This is a genomic window from Streptomyces caelestis, assembly GCF_014205255.1.
Taxonomy (GTDB): domain Bacteria; phylum Actinomycetota; class Actinomycetes; order Streptomycetales; family Streptomycetaceae; genus Streptomyces; species Streptomyces caelestis.
The window spans coordinates 6,088,785-6,107,481 of the sequence record NZ_JACHNE010000001.1 but is presented as its reverse complement, the minus strand read 5'-3'; the positions used below and the strand labels follow the sequence as shown (position 1 = coordinate 6,107,481).

General features: G+C 71.8%; 14 protein-coding genes. 6 read left to right on the top strand and 8 right to left on the bottom strand.

Features of this window, described 5'->3' with window-relative positions:
* Position 1 precedes the first annotated feature (1 nt).
* The 3 genes from HDA41_RS28125 to HDA41_RS28115 are packed head-to-tail and all read left to right on the top strand — an operon-like array spanning position 2 to position 3,385.
* Entirely contained in the window at positions 2-1,744 is a 1,743-nt protein-coding gene (locus HDA41_RS28125) for an ABC transporter permease subunit (RefSeq protein ID WP_184988531.1), read from the top strand.
* Entirely contained in the window at positions 1,734-2,702 is a 969-nt protein-coding gene (locus HDA41_RS28120; RefSeq protein ID WP_184988529.1) for an ABC transporter ATP-binding protein, read from the top strand. The genes HDA41_RS28125 and HDA41_RS28120 overlap by 11 nt, the downstream gene beginning before the upstream one ends.
* Positions 2,699-3,385, top strand: a complete 687-nt coding sequence (locus HDA41_RS28115) for an ATP-binding cassette domain-containing protein (protein ID WP_184988526.1) — start codon at positions 2,699-2,701, stop codon at positions 3,383-3,385. Before HDA41_RS28120 ends, HDA41_RS28115 begins: the two co-directional genes overlap by 4 nt.
* Here the strand turns inward: HDA41_RS28115 and HDA41_RS28110 are convergent.
* On the bottom strand, positions 3,372-3,950 hold the full coding sequence (locus tag HDA41_RS28110) for a TetR/AcrR family transcriptional regulator (RefSeq protein ID WP_184988523.1): 579 nt from the start codon (positions 3,948-3,950) through the stop codon (positions 3,372-3,374). The genes HDA41_RS28115 and HDA41_RS28110 overlap by 14 nt on opposite strands.
* A 99-nt stretch (positions 3,951-4,049) precedes the next feature.
* Between HDA41_RS28110 and HDA41_RS28105 the strand changes: the two genes are divergently transcribed.
* Entirely contained in the window at positions 4,050-5,591 is a 1,542-nt protein-coding gene (locus HDA41_RS28105; RefSeq protein WP_184988520.1) for an MFS transporter, read from the top strand.
* 9 nt (positions 5,592-5,600) lie between these two features.
* On the opposite strand, the gene serA is transcribed toward HDA41_RS28105, so the two are convergent.
* The 6 genes from serA to HDA41_RS28075 form a co-directional block, all read right to left on the bottom strand.
* Positions 5,601-7,190, bottom strand: coding sequence for a phosphoglycerate dehydrogenase (serA, locus tag HDA41_RS28100; protein WP_184988517.1), 1,590 nt, complete (start codon positions 7,188-7,190; stop codon positions 5,601-5,603).
* 432 nt (positions 7,191-7,622) lie between these two features.
* Entirely contained in the window at positions 7,623-8,621 is a 999-nt protein-coding gene (gene ilvC, locus HDA41_RS28095) for a ketol-acid reductoisomerase (RefSeq protein ID WP_059422798.1), read from the bottom strand.
* Between the two features lie 121 nt (positions 8,622-8,742).
* On the bottom strand, positions 8,743-9,267 hold the full coding sequence (ilvN, locus tag HDA41_RS28090; protein ID WP_010048631.1) for an acetolactate synthase small subunit: 525 nt from the start codon (positions 9,265-9,267) through the stop codon (positions 8,743-8,745).
* 21 nt (positions 9,268-9,288) lie between these two features.
* Entirely contained in the window at positions 9,289-11,136 is a 1,848-nt protein-coding gene (locus HDA41_RS28085; protein WP_184988514.1) for an acetolactate synthase large subunit, read from the bottom strand.
* Positions 11,137-11,367: 231 nt separating this feature from the next.
* The gene (locus HDA41_RS28080; protein ID WP_184988511.1) at positions 11,368-14,388 is read right to left on the bottom strand and encodes a putative bifunctional diguanylate cyclase/phosphodiesterase; all 3,021 of its coding nucleotides are present in this window, start codon (positions 14,386-14,388) and stop codon (positions 11,368-11,370) included.
* A gap of 412 nt (positions 14,389-14,800) precedes the next feature.
* Positions 14,801-15,751 carry a 2-hydroxyacid dehydrogenase gene (locus tag HDA41_RS28075; protein ID WP_184988508.1) on the bottom strand — a complete coding sequence of 317 codons (951 nt, stop codon included), beginning with the start codon at positions 15,749-15,751 and terminating at the stop codon, positions 14,801-14,803.
* A gap of 77 nt (positions 15,752-15,828) precedes the next feature.
* On the opposite strand from HDA41_RS28075, the gene HDA41_RS28070 reads away from it, so the two are divergent.
* The gene (locus tag HDA41_RS28070; RefSeq protein ID WP_184988505.1) at positions 15,829-16,827 is read left to right on the top strand and encodes an aldo/keto reductase; all 999 of its coding nucleotides are present in this window, start codon (positions 15,829-15,831) and stop codon (positions 16,825-16,827) included.
* Between the two features lie 471 nt (positions 16,828-17,298).
* Positions 17,299-18,471: a PQQ-dependent sugar dehydrogenase gene (locus HDA41_RS28065; RefSeq protein ID WP_184988501.1), complete on the top strand. Its 1,173-nt coding sequence runs from the start codon at positions 17,299-17,301 to the stop codon at positions 18,469-18,471.
* A 7-nt stretch (positions 18,472-18,478) separates the two neighbouring features.
* On the opposite strand, the gene HDA41_RS28060 is transcribed toward HDA41_RS28065, so the two are convergent.
* Entirely contained in the window at positions 18,479-18,667 is a 189-nt protein-coding gene (locus tag HDA41_RS28060; protein ID WP_184988497.1) for a DUF6191 domain-containing protein, read from the bottom strand.
* Between the last annotated feature and the right edge of the window lie 30 nt (positions 18,668-18,697).

The window sequence follows — 18,697 nt, the reverse complement described above, 5'->3', positions numbered from 1 at the left end:
GTTGGCCGGCGCCGCCGCGCTGACCCGCCTGTTCTGCCTGATCGCCGTCCTGGCCGCCGTCGGCCTGCTGCCCTGGCTCTCCGGCAGGGACCCTGCCCTGGCCGTGCTGCGGGCCCGCTCAGCCGAGCAGGACCCGACCGAGGAGGCGCTGGACTCCGTACGGCGGGACCTCGGTCTGGACGCCGGGCCCCTGTCCCTGCTGGGCGGCTGGGCCTCGGACCTGCTGCGCGGCGACCTCGGCACCTCCTGGGTGTCGGGCACCGAGGTCCTGCCCTCCGTGGTCTCCGGGCTCCAGGTGTCGCTGGCCCTGATGGGCGCCTCGCTCGGCGTGGCGCTGCTGCTGGCGTGCACGCTGGTCGCGCCGGTGCTGGTGCGGGGCCGGGCCTCGGCCGGGGCATGGGCCGCGATGCTGGCCGCCGTACCCGAGTTCCTGCTGGCCACGGTCGCGCTGCTGGTGTTCGGGGTGTGGCTGGGATGGCTGCCGACATCGGGCTGGGTGGGGCCGGAGAACATGGTCCTGCCCGCCGTGGCCCTCGGCGTCCCCGGCGGCGGTCTGCTCGGCCGGCTGGTCGCGGACGCGCTGCCCGCCGTGCTCGACGAGCGGTGGGTGGAGCTGTGGCGGGGTGCCGGGGTGAGCCGGGCGCGGATCGCCGGGGCGGCGCTGCGGCGCGTCCTGCCGCCGCTTGTCCCGCAGTTCGGGATGGTCGCCGTGGGGCTCACCGGCGGCGCGGTCGCCGTGGAGACGGTCTTCGCCGTGCCGGGCATCGGCCGTACCGCGCTCGGCGCCGCCAAGTCACAGGACCTGCCGCTGCTCCAGGGCTCGGTGCTCGCGCTGCTCGCACTGGGCCTGGTCACGGGCGCGCTGGCGGCACTCGCCCGGCGGCGGCTGCTGGGCCCGGCCCTGCGTGACGCCTCGCTGGCACTGCCTCCGGCACGCCCGGTGCGCGCACGTCCCGCGATCCCGTTGACGCTGTTCACCGTCCTCGCCGTGGCGATCGGCTGGGGCCTGCTGCGCGACCCGTACGCCGTGAACACCACGGTCCGGCTGGCCGCGCCCTCCTGGTCGCACCCGCTGGGCACCGACGGCCTCGGCCGTGACGTGCTCGCCCGGCTCGGTCACGGCGCCGCCTCGACGGTCGGCACGGCGGCGGCCGTCTGCCTGCTGAGCCTGCTGGTCGCGCTCGCCCTGGGCTTCCTCCCCCGGATCGCGGAGGGCGCGGCGGACATCGCCAACGCCCTGCCCCCGGTGATCGTCGGCATCCTGGTCGCGGCGGCCGCCGGCCCGGGCACCGGCGGCGCGGCCCTCGCGGTCGCGCTGATCTCCTGGCCCGCCCTGTCCGCGCACGCGGCGGCGCTGGTGCAGGAGGTGCGGGCGTCGGCGTTCCTGACCGCCCAACGGGCCATCGGGGCAAGCCCGTTCTGGATCCTCACCCGGCACGTCCTGCCATCCGTGGCCGCCCCGGTCGCCCGCCACGCCCTGCTGCGCCTGCCGGGCATCGCCCTGGCCCTGGCCTCGCTGGGCTTCCTGGGTCTGGGCGCCCAGCCGCCCGCTCCCGAGTGGGGTCTGCTGCTCGACGAGTCCCGCGCCTATGTGGAACGCGCCCCGTGGGCGGCCCTCGCTCCGGCGGTGGCGCTGGCCCTGCTGGCGGGCCTCGCGGTCTCGGGGGCGGCGCTCACGCAGGGCCGGAGGATACGGCGCGTCACCCCGGCTCCGGTCAAGAAGGAGGCCCCCGTTGGAGTCTGAGCCACTGCTGTCGGTGCGCGAACTGCGGATCGCCTTCGACGGGGTCGAGGCCGTGCGCGGCCTGTCCTTCGACGTCCGCCCGCGCGAAGTGCTGGCCATCGTCGGCGAGTCGGGAGCCGGCAAGTCCCTCACGGCACGCGCTCTCCTCGGCATGCTGCCGCGCGGTGCGACCACGAGCGGCACGATCCTGCCCGACCTCTCCGCCCACCGGGGCCGCCGCATCTCCCTGGTGCCGCAGGACGCCCTGTCGGCCCTGTCCCCCGTGCACCGGGTGGGCGACCAACTCGCCGCCGCCCTACGGTCGGTGACCGGAGTCTCCCGCAAGGAGGCCCGGGCCCGGGCGGTCGCCGCCCTGGACCGGGTCGGCATCCCGGACGCGGCCCGCAGGGCGCGGGCGTATCCGCACGAGTACTCCGGCGGCATGCGGCAGCGCGCGGTGATCGCCATGGCCACCATCAACGAACCGGACGTCGTGATCGCCGACGAACCCACCACCGCCCTCGACGAGGAGCGCCGCGACCAGGTGCTGCGGCTGCTCGCCGAGCAGCGGGAGGCGGTCGGCGCCGCGCTCGTCCTGGTCACGCACGACATGGACGTCGTGCGGGGCCACGCGGACCGGGTGCTGGTCATGTACGCCGGACGCCTCGCCGAACTCGGCGCCGCCGACGAGGTCCTGGCCCGCCCCCGCGCCCCCTACACGGCCGGCCTGCTCGCTTCCCTCCCGCAGAACGCGCCCCCGGGCCGCCGTCTCCCCGCCCTGCGCGGCACCCCGCCCGCCCCGGGCGCGCTCCCGTCCGGCTGCGCCTTCGCCCCGCGCTGCCCGCTCGCGGCGGACTCCTGCCGCACGGCGGAACCGGAGCCCCGCCAGATACCCGGCCGCCTGGTCGCCTGCCACCGCTGGGAGGAACTCCCCCACCCGGCCGCCGAGTTGTTCCTGAAGGAGCGGCAGCCCGCATGAGCGAACCCCTGCTCGACGTCCGCGACCTGGTCGTCCGCTACGGCCAGGTCACCGCAGTCGACGGCGTCTCCTTCGCCCTGGCCGCCGGCGAGACCCTCGCCCTGAACGGCCCGTCCGGCTGCGGCAAGTCCTCCACGGCTCTCGCGGTGCTCCAGCTGCGCCGCCCGACGGCCGGTGAAGTCCATTTCGAGGGGCGGGAGTTGACGTCCCTCACCGAGCGCGAGCTGCGCCCGCTGCGGCCCCGTATGCAGCCCGTCTTCCAGGACCCGTACGGCTCGCTGAGCCCCCGCCACCACATCCGCGACGCCATCGCCGAACCTCTGAAGGTCCAGGGTCGCTGGCATCCCGCCGACGGCCCGGCCCGGGTCGCCGAACTCCTCGACCGGGTGGGCCTGGACCCCGCGTACGGCGACCGGTACCCGCACGAGCTCTCCGGCGGCCAGTGCCAGCGCGCCGGCATCGCCCGCGCCCTGGCGTCCGACCCCCGCCTGCTGGTGCTCGACGAGCCGGTGTCGTCGCTCGACCCGTCGGTACGCGCGGGCGTACTGAACCTGCTCGCCGACCTCCAGGACGACCTGGGCCTCGGCTACCTGTTCATCTGCCACGACCGGGCGGTCGTACGGCACTTCGCGGACCGGGTCGTCGAGATGCGCGAGGGACGCGTCGGCGTCACTTCCGGGTAGCGGCCTCGATCACCTGGCGGAGCCCCGCGGCGAGCTGCCCGGCCTCGGGCGCGGTCTTCGGATCGAAGGTCCACTGCGCCATGACCCCCATCATCAGGGTCAGGTAGAAGGAGCCGAGGGTGTCGACCTTCTCCTCGGGGACGTCCTCCTCGTTCCCGCCGTGGAAGAGCGTGATGATGCCGCGCGCCCCGCCCCGCTGGGCCTGCGCGAGATGCTCCCGCACCTCCGGCAGCTGGTCCCCCAGAGCCACGATCTCCATGCTGAGGCGCCACAGCGAACCGGGGTCCCGCATCGTGGAGATGATGTTCGCCCACACGTCGGCGAACCGCTCCAGCGACCCCGGCTCCCCGCGCAGCTCACCGCCACCCTCGAAGGCGTCGGACATCCCCTCCACCATCTCGACGTACGCCCGCGCCAGCAGCGCGTCCTTCGAGCCGTAGTGGTAGCCGATCGAGGCCAGGTTGGTCCCCGACTCCTTGACGATGTCGCGCGCGGTCGTGCGCACGAACCCCTTCGCCAGCAGGCAGCGCTTGGCGCCTTCGAGCAGATCCTCACGGTGTCCCATGGCATCTCACCCTACCCCCACATCCATACACACGTCCCAGACGCACGTCTTAAACGAGCGTACTAGACAAGCGTATAAGACGCTCGTACAGTCCTGCCCATGACGACGAACCCCAACGCCCCGGCCCGCGCCGGCCGCCGTGAATGGACCGCTCTCGGCGTGCTGATGCTGCCGCTGCTGCTGGTCTCGATGGACGTCTCGGTCCTCTACTTCGCGGTCCCGCAGATCAGCGCCGACCTGGAGCCCACCGGCACCCAGCAGCTGTGGATCTTCGACATCTACGCGTTCGTCCTGGCCGGCCTGCTGATGACGATGGGCGCGGTAGGCGACCGGATCGGCCGCCGCACACTGCTGCTGATCGGCGCCGCCGCCTTCGGAGCCGCCTCGCTGGCCGCGGCGTACGCCGACAGTGCCGAGGCCCTGATCGCGGCCCGCGCGGTGCTCGGCATCGGCGGCGCGACCCTGATGCCGTCGACGCTGGCGCTGGTCCGCACGATGTTCACCGACCCCGCGCAGCGCGCGAAGGCGATCGCCCTGTGGTCCGGCGTGATGACCGGCGGCGTCGCGCTCGGCTCGGTGATGAGCGGCGTGCTCGTCGAGTACTTCTGGTGGGGCTCGGTCTTCCTGGTCAACCTGCCCGCGATGGCGCTACTGCTGGTCCTCGGCCCGATCCTGCTCCCCGAGTCGAGGAACCCCGCTCCGGGCCGCTTCGACCGGCTGAGCGTGCCGCTGTCGATGGCGGCGGTGCTGCCGGTGATCTACGGCCTGAAGGAGATCACGTCGGACGGCTGGAACGTCCGGTACGTCGTCTCGATCACCGTCGGCCTGCTCTTCGCCGTTCTGTTCGTCCACCGCCAGCGCACGTCGGCCTCGCCCATGATCCCGCCCGCGCTGTTCCGCGGCCGGGGCTTCGGGCCCGCCGTCGTCCTGAACCTGCTCGCGCTGTTCGGGATGATGGGCTCGGCGTTCTTCACGACGCAGTACATCCAGTCGGTGCTCGGCAAGAGCGCGATGGAAGCCGCATTGTGGGGCCTGCTGCCGTCGGTGCCGATCGGCATGGCGGCCCCGCTGGCGGCCTGGCTGGTCCAGAAGGGCGTCGCCCGCGCCACCGTCGTCGCGGCGGGCTTCACGATCTCCGCGAGCGGTTACGTCCTGCTGGCCGTCGCCGGTACGGAGTCGATGTGGCTGGTGCTGGCCGCGTGCGGGGTCCTGGCCTTCGGGGTCGTCATGGCGACGACCCAGATCATGGACCTCGCGATGGGCGCCACCCCGGTGGACCGGGCCGCGACCGCCTCCTCCCTGATGGAGACCGGCGCGGAGTTCGGCGGGGCCCTGGGGATGGCGGTCCTGGGATCGATCGGTACGGCGGTCTACCGCCGCGAGATCCCCGCCTCGGCACCGGCTCCCGCTCATGAGACGCTCGGCGCCGCCCTGGCCCTGGCCGAGCAGCTGCCGGGACGCGCGGGGGACGTCCTGGCGGCGGCGGCACGGGAGGCGTTCACCAGCGGAATGCGGGGCGCCGCCCTGGCGGGGGCAGTGACGCTGCTGGGCGCGGCCGTACTGGCGGCGGTCCTGCTGCGGCGGGTGCCCGCGCACGACAACGCCGGACGAGCCGATCAACTCAGCCCGTCCGGCGTTTGAACGGCAACCTCAGGCCAGGTTCACCGAACGAGCCGACGTCGCACCGATCTCCGCGGCCACGTCGGCCAGCACACCGGAGGTCACCGTGTCGTCCACGGTCAGCACCGCCAGCGCCTCGCCGCCGGCCACGCTCCGCGACACCTGCATGCCGGCGATGTTGATGCCCGCCTCGCCGAGGATGCGGCCGACCGTGCCGACGACACCCGGCCGGTCCTCGTACCGCAGCACCACCATGTGGTCGGCGAGCGCGAGGTCGACGTCGTAGTCGCCGACGGCGACGATCTTCTGGAGGTGCTTGGGGCCGGCCAGCGTGCCGGAGACCGACACCTCCTCGCCGTCGGCGAGGGTGCCGCGCACGGTGACGACGTTGCGGTGCTCGGTCGCCTCCGAGCTGGTGGTCAGCCGCACCTCGACGCCGCGCTCCTGGGCGAACAGCGGGGCGTTGACGTAGGACACCGTCTCGTCGACGACGTCCTCGAAGACACCCTTGAGGGCGGACAGTTCCAGCACCTTCACGTCGTGCTGGGTGATCTCGCCGTAGACCTCGACGTCGAGGCGGACCGCGACCTCACCGGCGAGCGCGGTGAAGATCCGTCCCAGGCGCTCGGCGAGCGGCAGGCCCGGCTTGACGTCCTCGGCGATGACACCGCCCTGGACGTTCACCGCGTCCGGCACGAGCTCGCCGGCGAGCGCGAGACGCACGGAGCGGGCGACGGCGATACCGGCCTTCTCCTGCGCCTCGTCGGTGGAGGCACCGAGGTGCGGGGTGGCGACGACCTGGTCGAACTCGAACAGCGGGGAGTCCGTGCAGGGCTCCTTCGCGTACACGTCGAGACCGGCACCGGCGACCCGGCCCTCCTTGAGGGCGGAGTACAGCGCCTCCTCGTCGACGATCCCGCCGCGCGCGGCGTTGACGATGCGCACGCTCGGCTTGACCTTGCGCAGCGCCTCGTCGCCGATCAGGCCGAGGGTCTCGGGGGTCTTCGGCAGGTGGACGGTGATGAAGTCGGAGACCTCCAGCAGCTCGTCCAGCGACAGCACCTTGACGCCCATCTGCGCGGCCCGGGCGGGCTGCACGTAGGGGTCGTAGGCGACGACCTTCATGCCGAAGGCGGACATGCGCTGCGCGACGAGCGCGCCGATGCGGCCGAGGCCGACGACACCGAGGGTCTTCTCGGCCAGCTCCACGCCCGTGTACTTGCTGCGCTTCCACTCGCCGTTCTTCAGCGCGGCGTTGGCCTGCGGGATGTTGCGGGCGGTGGCGAGGAGGAGGCCGCAGGCGAGCTCGGCGGCGGTCACGATGTTCGAGGTGGGGGCGTTGACGACCATCACGCCGGCCTTGGTGGCGGCGGAGACGTCCACGTTGTCCAGGCCGACGCCGGCTCGCGCGACGACCTTGAGCTTCTTCGCGGCGGTGATCGCCTCGGCGTCGACCTTGGTGGCCGAACGGATCAGGATCGCGTCCACCTCGGCGATGGCCGGGAGCAGCTCGGCCCGGTCCGCGCCGTTGCACTGCCGGATCTCGAAATCCGGGCCCAGCGCGTCGACGGTGGCGGGCGACAGCTCTTCAGCGATGAGTACGACTGGTTTCGAGCTCACGTGAGTCCTCACAAGTCCAATGCTGCGGACGGCCGTCCCGACGGCCGCAGGCGGTGGAGGGGGGAGCGGCGCCGGCGAAGTGCGGGTGCGTTCCCGCGTCGTTCGGTGCGTGCTCTCGGCGTGCCGGGCGGAGATCCTCGTAGCGGAGCTACCAGGGCCTTCGGCCGGTCGCGCCGAGAGTGCGTGCCGGGCGGCGTGGGGACGTGCCTGCACTTCTCCGGTGTCGCTTGGCCGCGTGGAAGACGCACGACGCTGTGGGCCTGACGCGTATGTAGTGCAGCAGTCTAGTGGCGCCGAGGGCGTCGTCTTGCGCCGCTGCGGAAGGATCACCCGTCCGTGGCCGGACGGGTGGGACAACGCCGTACCTCCGACGTTACCCCGGGTTGGCCGAAGGGGCCGGAGCCTGTCGCTCCGGCCCCCGGCCGTGAGGCTTTACGCCTCCTCGTCGACCCAGCTCATGAGCTTGCGCAGCTCCTTGCCGGTGGTCTCCAGCAGGTGCTCGGAGTCCTGCGTCTTGTACTCGTTGTACTTCTTCAGACCGCCGTGGTACTCGTCCATCCAGGTCTGGGCGAAGGTGCCGTCCTGGATCTCGGCGAGGACCTTCTTCATCTCGGCCTTGGTGGCGTCCGTGATGATGCGCGGGCCGGTGACGTAGTCGCCCCACTCGGCGGTCTCGGAGATCGACCAGCGCATCTTCTCCAGGCCGCCCTCGTACATGAGGTCCACGATCAGCTTCAGCTCGTGCAGGCACTCGAAGTACGCGATCTCCGGCTGGTAGCCGGCCTCCGTCAGCGTCTCGAAGCCTGCCTTGACCAGCGCGGCGGTACCACCGCAGAGGACGACCTGCTCACCGAACAGGTCGGTCTCGGTCTCCTCGGTGAAGGTCGTCTTGATGACGCCGGCGCGGGTGCCGCCGATGCCCTTGGCGTACGACAGGGCCAGCGCGAAGGCGTTGCCCGTGGCGTCCTGCTCGACGGCGGCGATGCAGGGAACGCCGCGGCCCTCCTCGTACTGGCGGCGGACCAGGTGGCCCGGGCCCTTCGGGGCGACCATGCAGACGTCCACGCCGGCCGGGGGCTTGATGAAGCCGTAGCGGATGTTCAGGCCGTGGCCGAAGAACAGCGCGTCGCCGTCCTTCAGGTTGGGGGCGATGTGCTCCTCGTAGACCTGGGCCTGGATCGGGTCCGGGACGAGGATCATGATGACGTCGGCCTCGGCGGCGGCCTCCGACGGCGTCACCACGCGCAGGCCCTGCTCCTCGGCCTTGGCCTTGGACTTGGAGCCCTCGTGCAGACCGACGCGCACGTCGACACCCGAGTCACGGAGCGACAGCGCGTGGGCGTGGCCCTGGCTGCCGTACCCGATGACCGCGACCTTGCGGCCCTGGATGATGGACAGGTCGGCGTCGGCGTCGTAGAACAGCTCGGCCACTTTGGGTTCTCTCCTCGGGAGTGCAGGTGTTGCGTCCCACCGTATGACGGGGGGCGGAAGGGAAGCTTGAGGGTCTCGGAATACGGGCGGCCGACGGCGCGCCGACCGCCCGTTCTCCGTCTTACGCCGACCGGTCCAGGGCGCGCAGCGACCGGTCCGTGATGGAACGGGCGCCGCGGCCGATCGCGATCGTGCCGGACTGGACGAGCTCCTTGATGCCGTACGGCTCCAGCATCTTGAGCATCGCGGACAGCTTCTCGCCGGAGCCGGTGGCCTCGATGGTCACGGCCTCCGGGGAGACGTCGACGGTCTTGGCGCGGAACAGCTGGACGATCTCGACGATCTGGGAGCGCGTCTCGTTGTCGGCGCGCACCTTCACCAGGACGAGTTCGCGCTGCACCGCCTGCGACGGCTCCAGCTCGACGATCTTCAGCACGTTGACGAGCTTGTTGAGCTGCTTGGTCACCTGCTCCAGCGGCAGGTCCTCCACCCCCACGACGATGGTGATGCGGGAGATGTCGGGGTGCTCGGTGACACCGACGGCGAGCGAGTCGATGTTGAAGCCGCGGCGGGAGAACAGCGCGGCGATCCGGGCGAGGATGCCGGGGGTGTTCTCCACCAGGACGGAGAGCGTGTGCTTGGACATGATCTCTTCGGTCTCTCTCGCTCAGTCGTCTTCGTTGTCGCCGAAGTCGGGGCGAACGTCCCGGGCGGCCATGATCTCGTCGTTGGAGGTGCCGGCGGCGACCATCGGCCAGACCATCGCGTCCTCGTGGACGATGAAGTCGACGACGACCGGGCGGTCGTTGATCGAGTTCGCCTCCTCGATCACCTTGTCGAGGTCCTCCGGGTTCTCGCAGCGGATGGCGTAGCAGCCCATGGCCTCCGACAGCTTCACGAAGTCGGGGACGCGGGTGCCGCGGGCCTGCGGGTTGACGTCGTCCGGGCCGGAGTGCAGGACGGTGTTGGAGTACCGCTGGTTGTAGAAGAGGGTCTGCCACTGGCGGACCATTCCGAGGGCGCCGTTGTTGATGACGGCGACCTTGATCGGGATGTTGTTCAGGGCGCAGGTGGCGAGCTCCTGGTTGGTCATCTGGAAGCAGCCGTCGCCGTCGATCGCCCAGACCGCCTTGTCCGGCGCGCCGGCCTTGGCGCCCATGGCGGCCGGGACGGCGTAGCCCATCGTTCCGGCGCCGCCGGAGTTCAGCCAGGTGCCCGGCTTGTCGTACTCGATGTAGTGCGCGGCCCACATCTGGTGCTGGCCGACGCCCGCCGTGAAGATCGTGCCCTCGGGGGCGAGCTGTCCGATGCGCTCGATGACCTGCTGCGGGGAGAGTGAGCCGTCACCGGGCTGGTCGTAGCCGAGCGGGTAGGTCTCGCGCCAGCGGTTCAGGTCGTTCCACCACATGCTGTAGTCGCCCTGGTGGCCCTCGCTGTGCTCCTTCTGCACGGCCTGGACCAGGTCGGCGATGACCTCGCGGGCGTCACCGACGATCGGCACGTCGGCGGCGCGGTTCTTGCCGATCTCGGCCGGGTCGATGTCCGCGTGGACGATCTTGGCGAAGGGCGCGAAGCTGTCCAGCTTGCCGGTGACGCGGTCGTCGAAGCGGGCGCCGAGGGCGACGATCAGGTCGGCCTTCTGCAGGGCGGTGACGGCGGCCACCGAGCCGTGCATGCCCGGCATGCCCAGGTGCTGCGGGTGGTTGTCGGGGAACGCGCCGAGCGCCATCAGGGTGGTGGTGACGGGCGCGCCGGTGAGCTCGGCGAGGACCTTCAGCTCGGCGGTGGCGCCGGCCTTGATCACGCCGCCGCCGACGTACAGCACGGGCCGGCGGGCCTGGGTGATCAGCTTGGCGGCCTCGCGGATCTGCTTGGCGTGCGGCTTGGTCACCGGGCGGTAGCCGGGCAGGTCCATGGCCGGCGGCCAGGAGAAGGTCGTCTTCGCCTGGAGGGCGTCCTTGGCGATGTCGACCAGGACCGGGCCGGGACGGCCGGTGGAGGCGATGTGGAACGCCTGCGCGATCACCCGCGGGATGTCATCGGCCTTGGTGACCAGGAAGTTGTGCTTGGTGATCGGCATGGTGATGCCGACGATGTCCGCCTCCTGGAAGGCGTCCGTGCCGATCGCCTTGGAGGCCACCTGTCCGGTGATCGCGACCATCGGCACCGAGTCCATGTGCGCGTCGGCGATCGGCGTGACGAGGTTGGTCGCGCCGGGGCCCGAGGTCGCCATGCAGACGCCGACCTTGCCGGTGGCCAGCGCGTACCCCTCGGCCGCGTGACCGGCGCCCTGCTCGTGGCGCACCAGGACGTGACGCACGCGGGTGGAGTCCATCAGCGGGTCGTACGCCGGAAGGATGCAACCACCGGGAATGCCGAATACCGTGTCGGCCCCGACTTCCTCGAGAGAGCGGATGAGGGACTGCGCGCCCGTCACCTGCTCGGGGACGGAGTGCTGTCCTCCGGATCGGGGCCGGGGCTGCGGGTGATGGGCCCCGGTGGCCTGCTCGGTCATCGGCATTCTCTTCTCAGATGCTGAGGGTTTTTTGCGAAGTTTGTGCGATTTTCGACTGCTGCACGGAAGGCGCCCGTGCAACAAAAAACCCCTCGTGCCATAAGGCAAGCGAGGGGAGCGCGCCGGGTGGGGTCGCTGAGCGGTCGAGGCTCAGCGTCAGCCGACGCGCTTTCCAAGTACGAGAATTCGGGTGCGCATGGCACAGACCCTCCCCCCGGCACGCACTCACTGTCAAGTGGGTGGGACGGGAGTCTCATTATGTGAGCGGAGGGCCGTACCGCCTCCGATGACGGCGGACACATCCGAGCTGTACACCCGCGGGGCGCCGCCCGCGAACGCCGGTTCGGCCGGTCCGTGCGGCACCGGATAGTGACCGGAAGCGAGCGCCCGGCGCAGCCGGTACTCGTCGAGCGGCCCGGAGAACGCCATGCCCTGCCCGTGCGTGCAGCCCATCGCGCGCAGGGCGACGACCTGCTCGGGCAGGTCCACCCCGTCGGCCACGGACTTCAGCCCGAGGTCGCCGGCGATGCGCAGCAGCCCACTGGTGATCTTGTGCAGGCGCGCGGACTCGACGACGCCCTCGACCAGACTGCGGTCGAGCTTCAGCACGTCGACGGGCAGCCGCCTGAGGGCCGTGATCGCCCCGTAGCCGCTGCCGAACCCGTCGAGGGCGATCCGGACACCGACCCGCCTGAGGGCACCCAGCCGCCGCTCCAGCTCGTCCAGGCCGGTCCTGGGGTCGGTGTCGGACAGCTCGATGATCAGCGACCCGGACGGCAGCCCGTGCCGCGTGAGCAGCGCCTCGATGGTGCCGAGCGGCATCGACTTGTCCAGCAGCCGGCGGGCGCTCATCCGGACCACGACCGGGGCGGACAGCCCGGTCGCGTGCCGCTCGGCGGCCTGCTCGACGGCCGCCTCGATCATCCACCGGCCCAGCTCGGCGATCTTGTCGCTGTCCTCGGCCACGCGCAGGAACTCCGCCGGGGTGAACAGCACCCCCTGGGGTGAGCGCCAGCGCGCCTGTGCGGACACCGACGAGATCCGACCGTCCTCCAGGCACACCACCGGCTGGTGCAGCAGGGCGAACTCGCCGTCGTGCAGCGCGGCCCGCAGGCGCGTGGCCAGCTCCGCCTTCCGTACGACGTCCTGCTGCATCTGCGGCTTGTACAGCTCGACGCGGCCCTTGCCGCCGGCCTTGGCCCGGTACATCGCCAGGTCGGCGTTGCGCAGCAGCTCGCCCGCGCCGAGGCCCGGTTCCGCGAAGGCGACGCCGATGGAGGCGTTGACACGGACATCGTTGCCGTCGATGGCGTACGGCTGGGACAGCGTCTTCCTGAGGCGGTCGGCGAGCTCCAGTATGTGCCGCTGCCGGGCCTCGCGGTCGCGGGTGTTGTCCCCGACGATCAGGGCCGCGAACTCGTCTCCGCCCAGCCGGGAGGCGGTGTCGCCCTGCCGGACGGAGTCCTGGAGCCGGCGGGCGGCCTGGACGAGCAGCTCGTCCCCGGCCTGGTGCCCGATCGTGTCGTTGACGGCCTTGAAGCCGTCGAGATCGATGAACAGCACGGCCGTGTTCCGCAGGGCCACGCCCCGGTCGGAGGCGCGGCGGCCCGAGAGGGCGTGCTGGACGCGCTTGGTGAACAGTGCCCGGTTGGGCAGGTCCGTGAGCGGGTCGTGCTCGGCGTTGTGCTGCAACTGGGCCTGGAGCCGGACCCTTTCGGTCACGTCCCTGCTGTTGAAGATGAGGCCGCCGTGATGGCGGTTGACGGTCGACTCGACATTCAGCCAGCCTCCGTCACCGGAGCGGAATCGGCACTCGATGCGCGTAGTGGGTTCCTCGACCGGGTCGGCGGCGAGGAAACGCCGCACCTCGTGCACGACGCAGCCCAGATCCTCCGGGTGGATGAGACCGGCCAGCTCCGTACCCACCAGCTCCTCCGCCGGGCGGCCGTACACACCGGCGGCGGCCGGGGAGACGTACCTCAGGACGCCGCTGGGTGCGGCGATCATGATGACGTCGCTGGAGCCCTGCACCAGGGAGCGGAAGTGGTTCTCCTTCTGCGCCAGTTCCTGGGTGAGGGTGATGTTGTCGAGCAGCATGATGCCCTGGCGCACCACGAGCGCGAGCACGACCGTGCCCCCGGTGAGCAGGACCACGCGGTCGACGCTGCGGCCGTTGAGGACGTTGTAGAGGATCCCCAGGGTGCACACGGCGGCCGCGAGGTACGGCGTGAGGGCGGCGAGGGAGCCGGCGATGGGCCGGGCGGCCGGGTACCGGGCGAGCTCGCCTCCGGGCAGGGGCGGAGGATGGTGCGGGCCGCTGCGCTGGCCGGGCACGTGCTCGTGCACCACGCGCGTGTGCCCTGCCGTGCTCTGCCGGCCCGGGCCGTGCCGGTCGGTGTCCGGTGTGCGAGGCCCGGCCCACGGGGCGTAGGCCAGGAGCAGCGAGCCGGCGAACCAGCCCGCGTCGAGCAGCTCGCCGGAGCGGTAGTCGTGGTGCATCAGCGGTGAGGCGAACAGAGCGTCGCACATCACGGTCAGCGCGAGCCCGCCGATGGCGGTGTTGACCGCGGAGCGGTTCACCGCGGACCGCCTGAAGTGCAGCGCGAGCACCATGCTGACCAGCGCGATGTCGAGCAGCGGGTACGCCAGCGACAGCGCGGTGTGTGCCACGCTCGGCCCTTCGGACTTCGCGGCCTGGGCGAGGGCGAGGCTCCAGGCCAGGGTGAGCAGCGAGCCGCCGATCAGCCAGGCGTCAAGACCGAGGCAGACCCAGCCGGCCTTGGTGACCGGCCGCTTGGCGAGCACGAGCAGCCCGACGATCGCGGGCGGCGCGAAGCACAGGAAGAACAGGTCGGCGTAGCTGGGACTGGGCACGGGCTGACCGAGGACGACCTCGTACCACCCCCAGACCAGGTTGCCCAGGGACGCCATGACCGAGGAGAGGCCGAACAGCAGCCAGGCGGGTCGAAAGCGGGTGTGGCGGCGGCGGGCGTAGAGGAAACAGGACATTGCGGCGGTGGCCGCCGCGGCACTCAGCCCGAAGTCGCCCATGATCAGGGCCATTTCGTACGAACCCCAGCCGCACGCGGAACCGACGGCGTATCCCGCGCAGACCAGGGCGAGGACGAGTTGGAGGGCCGGGCCCGGCCGGGGGCCGGGGGCCGGCGTGCGGGGCAGGAGCGCCCCGGGGGACGGAGGCTGCGCCCGCAGCACTCCGTCGAGCGTGGGGGTGGGGGTCGGCGGCGCGCTCACCGGACCCTCCCGGTGCGTGCCGCTCCCGGGTCCCGCGGGCCCCGGTGTGCCGGCGGGGCATGCCTGCGGCTGCCGGGCCTGCGGTGGCGATGGCTGTGATCGGTGTGGTGGTGGGTGTGCCGCCCGCCGTGATCGGCGTGGTGGCCGCGTCTGCTCGCGGCCGTCCGCCAGGGTCGTCGCCGGCAGCCCCGCCCCGTCGGATCGCTCGTCCATAGGCCGTGCATCGCCTGTCGCCCCCCTCACAGTCGAAATGTCCATCCCCGGCGCCGAACGGTCCGCGGCGCAGCCCCTGTCGGGACGATACACCAGCCTCGTCACTCAGGGACATAGGTCATCTACTCTCAGTAACGATCAACGGATATATGAGTACCCACCGCACCCGAAGGATTGCGGACGGTACCCGAATTTCCGGTCAGCGGGTTGATGCACCCGTCGTAAGGATCACGTTGCGCAGCGGCTCCCGGTTCACATAACGGTTCAACTGGTCCGCCAGGAGCCGCTTGGCGCGCGGCAGGAACGCGGAGGTGGGTCCGCCGACGTGCGGGCTGATGAGTACCCCCGGCGCACGCCAGAGGGGATGTTCGCGCGCCAGGGGCTCGGGATCGGTGACGTCGAGGGCGGCGGTGATGCGGCCGCTCTCCAGTTCCGCGAGCAGCGCCTTGGTGTCGACGACGGGGCCGCGGGCGACGTTGACGAGGAGCGCGCCCTCCTTCATCCGGGACAGGAAGTCGGCCCCGGCCAGGCCACGGGTGGTTTCGGTGAGCGGCGTGGACAGGATGACGACGTCCGCCTCCGGGAGCAGCGCGGGGAGTTCGGTGAGCGGATGCACCGGCCCGCGCGCCGTGGTGCGCTCGGAGCGCGCGACGCGCGCCACCCGCGCCACCTCGAACGGAACGAGCCGGTCCTCGATGGCGGCGCCGATCGACCCGTAGCCGACGATGAGGACGTTCTTGTCGGCGAGCGCGGGCCGGAACCCGGCGAGCCACTCCCCCCGGTCCTGTGCGCGGACGAAGTCGGGGACACCGCGCAGCGAGGCCAGGATCAGCGCGAGGGTGAGTTCCGCGGTGCTGGCCTCGTGCACGCCACGCGCGTTGCACAGCCGCACGCCCGGAGGCAGCTGCCGCAGCCCCGGCTCCACGTGGTCGATGCCGGCGGAGAGGGTCTGCACGACCTGTACGTGGCTCATCTCCGGCATGGGACGCACGCACAGCGGGCTGGGCTTCATGTAGGGGACGGCGTAGAAGGCGCAGTCCGCCGGGTCCGCGGGGAAGTCCTCCTCGCCGTTCCAGAAGCGGTAGGCGGGGCCCTTGGGGAGTCCCTCGATCTCGTCCGGCGGGATGGGCAGCCACACGTCAGCAGTCATGCTCTGGAGGCTATGTCAGGAGGGTGCGACGGCAGAGGTTAGGTTGGGGTGGCCGGAACAGGGAGGGTCACGACCAGGTGGAGCGCAGGACGATCGGCGCGGCGGCGCTCGCGGTGGGGGCCGTCGGACTCGGGTGCATGCCGATGAGCTGGGCGTACAGCGCGTCGCGGCAGCGTGGGGACGAGTCGCTCAGGGCGGTGCACCGGGCGCTCGACCTGGGGTCGTCCCTGCTGGACACGGCCGACATGTACGGCCCCTTCACCAACGAGCTGCTGGTGGGGCGGGCGTTGAAGGAGCGGCGGTCGGACGCGTTCGTGTCGACGAAGGTCGGGCTGCTCGTGGGCGACCAGCACATCGTCGCCAACGGCCGCCCGGGGTATGTGAAACGGGCCTGCGACGCGTCGCTGCGGCGCCTCCAGACGGACGTCATAGACCTTTACCAGCTGCACCGGGCCGACCCGGAGATCCCCGTCGAGGAGACGTGGGGCGCGATGGCGGAGCTCGTCCGGGCCGGGAAGGTGAGGGCGCTGGGCCTGTGCGCGGTGGGCGCGCGGGCCGGCCGCCGCTCCGGGGCCCGGCTGCACGACGCGACGATCCGGCAGCTGGAGCGGGTGCAGCAGGTGTTCCCCGTGAGCGCGGTGGAGGCGGAGCTGTCGGTGTGGTCGCCGGAGGCGCTGGAGACGCTGCTGCCGTGGTGCGAGACGCGGGGCGTCGGCTTCCTGGCGGCGATGCCGCTCGGCAACGGCTTCCTGACCGGCAGGCTGCGGCCCGGCGCGGGCTTCGAGGCGGACGACATCCGGGCCCGGCACCCCCGCTTCACGGCCGAGATGATGGCCGCGAACCAGCCTGTCGTCGCCGGTCTGCGCCGTGTGGCCCGCCGCCACGGCGAGCACGTCACCCCCGCCCAGGTCGCCCTCGCCTGGGTCCTCGCCCAGGGCCGGCACGTGGTCCCGGTCCCCGGCACCAAGCAGGAGCGCTGGGTCACGGAGAACGCAACCGCGACGACCCTGCGACTGACGCCCGAGGACCTGCGAGAGGTGGCGGAACTACCACCCGCGCAGGGCTCCTGGGACTGATCCGGAACCGGGCCGCGACGACGCGCGGCAGGCGCAGCCACCGGCCCACCCAACCTGCCCGAGGACTGACGCCGCAGCGGCATCCCCGACTGCCCGAAGGTCGCACCCGACGGCAGTCCGCGGAAGGGGCGATGCCCCGTCGCGCGGAGGGATCCGGACCAGACCCCGGAACCACCGCCCGCCCAGGGCTCCTGGGACTGACCCGGAACCCGGCCGCGACTACCCGCGGCAAGCTCGGCCACCGCCGCATCCCACCTGCCCAAAAACTGGCCCCGCAGCGGCATCCCCGGCTGCCCGAAGGTCGCACCGTCGGCCGACGGCGGTCCGCGGAAGGGGCGATGCCCCGTCGCGCGGAGGGAACCGGGCAAAAGCCTTGAGGGTTCGCGTTGGCGGTTCGGGGTTGGGTGATCGGGAACTTCGGAGGCGTGGGAGGTGTATGACAGGTAGAACCCGCCGCCGCTCGAAGGGACCATGATCGTGCAACGTCGAGCCGTGCCGGCCGTTTTGGCCGCCGCCGCGCTCCTGCTGACGGCCGGCTGCTCCTCCGACGGCGGAGGATCGTCCGGCACGGACGGGAGCGCTTCCCCGAGCCGTACGGCACCGGGGTCGTCCGCACCGGCGGGGCAGGCCGCCGAGGAGACACCGCCCGCCAAGGGCTCGGTGAAGGTGGTGCGCACCGTCGCCGAGGGCCTGGACTCCCCCTGGGGCCTCGCCCCGCTGCCCGGCGGCGGCCTGCTCGTCTCCTCCCGGGACGACGGGACGATCGTCCGGATCGACGAGAAGACCGGAAAGAAGACGGAGCTCGGCGAGGTGCCGGGCGTATCGGCCGCCGGCGAGGGCGGGCTGCTCGGCATCGCCCTGTCCCCCGACTACGCCTCGGACCACATGATCTACGCGTACTTCACCTCGGCCTCCGACAACCGCATCGTCCGCATGCTGTACGACGAGAAGAAGCCCTCCGGCGAGCAGCTCGGCGCTCCCGACACGGTCTTCCGGGGCATCCCCAAGGGCTTCGTCCACAACGGCGGCCGGATCGAGTTCGGTCCGGACAAGATGCTGTACGTCGGCACGGGCGAGAGCGGTGACACGGGCCTGTCCCAGGACAAGGAGTCCGTGGGCGGCAAGATCCTGCGCCTGACACCGGAGGGCGAACCGGCACCGGGCAACCCCTTCCCCGATTCCCCCGTGTACTCGTACGGCCACCGCAATGTGCAGGGCCTCGCCTGGGACAGCAAGCAGCGCCTGTTCGCCTCCGAGTTCGGCCAGGACACCTGGGACGAGCTCAACGCGATCAAGCCGGGCGACAACTACGGCTGGCCGGAGGCCGAGGGCCGGTCCGACGACTCCGGGTTCCACAATCCGATCGACCAGTGGACCACGGCCGAGGCCTCGCCCAGCGGGATCGCCTACGCCGAGGGGTCGATATGGATGGCCGGCCTGCGCGGCAAGCGGTTGTGGCGCATCCCGCTGAACGGCACGGAGGCGTCGGCCGAACCGCAGGCGTTCCTGGAGGGCGAGTACGGCCGGCTGCGCACGGTCGTCCCGGCGGGCGGCGACCGTTTGTGGCTCGTGACCAGCAACACGGACGGCCGGGGCAACCCGGAGGACGGGGACGACCGGATTCTCGAACTGCGGGTGACGTGACCCGGGCTCAGTCCTCGGGGTCTTCGGCCTCCGGCTCCTGCGGCGGGCGTACGACGACCTTCCCGGACGACAGGTCTATCGGCCCATGTCCGGGATCACCGTCTCCGACGTCCTCGCGGGTCAGTTCCAGGCGGTTCTGCTCGTCACGGGTGTGTTTGCGCCCGGGTGAGAACAGTTCCTCGAACATGTTGAACACGAAGCCTCCCTGGGCCGCGACTCCCCGGCG

What these genes read in the sequence shown, in the direction of transcription:
- HDA41_RS28115 (WP_184988526.1), top strand. Translation starts at nt 2,699, where the DNA reads ATGAGCGAACCCCTGCTCGACGTCCGCGACCTGGTCGTCCGCTACGGC.
- HDA41_RS28110 (WP_184988523.1), bottom strand. Translation starts at nt 3,950, where the DNA reads ATGGGACACCGTGAGGATCTGCTCGAAGGCGCCAAGCGCTGCCTGCTG.
- HDA41_RS28105 (WP_184988520.1), top strand. Translation starts at nt 4,050, where the DNA reads ATGACGACGAACCCCAACGCCCCGGCCCGCGCCGGCCGCCGTGAATGG.
- ilvN (WP_010048631.1), bottom strand. Translation starts at nt 9,267, where the DNA reads ATGTCCAAGCACACGCTCTCCGTCCTGGTGGAGAACACCCCCGGCATC.
- HDA41_RS28085 (WP_184988514.1), bottom strand. Translation starts at nt 11,136, where the DNA reads ATGACCGAGCAGGCCACCGGGGCCCATCACCCGCAGCCCCGGCCCCGA.
- HDA41_RS28075 (WP_184988508.1), bottom strand. Translation starts at nt 15,751, where the DNA reads ATGACTGCTGACGTGTGGCTGCCCATCCCGCCGGACGAGATCGAGGGA.
- HDA41_RS28065 (WP_184988501.1), top strand. Translation starts at nt 17,299, where the DNA reads ATGATCGTGCAACGTCGAGCCGTGCCGGCCGTTTTGGCCGCCGCCGCG.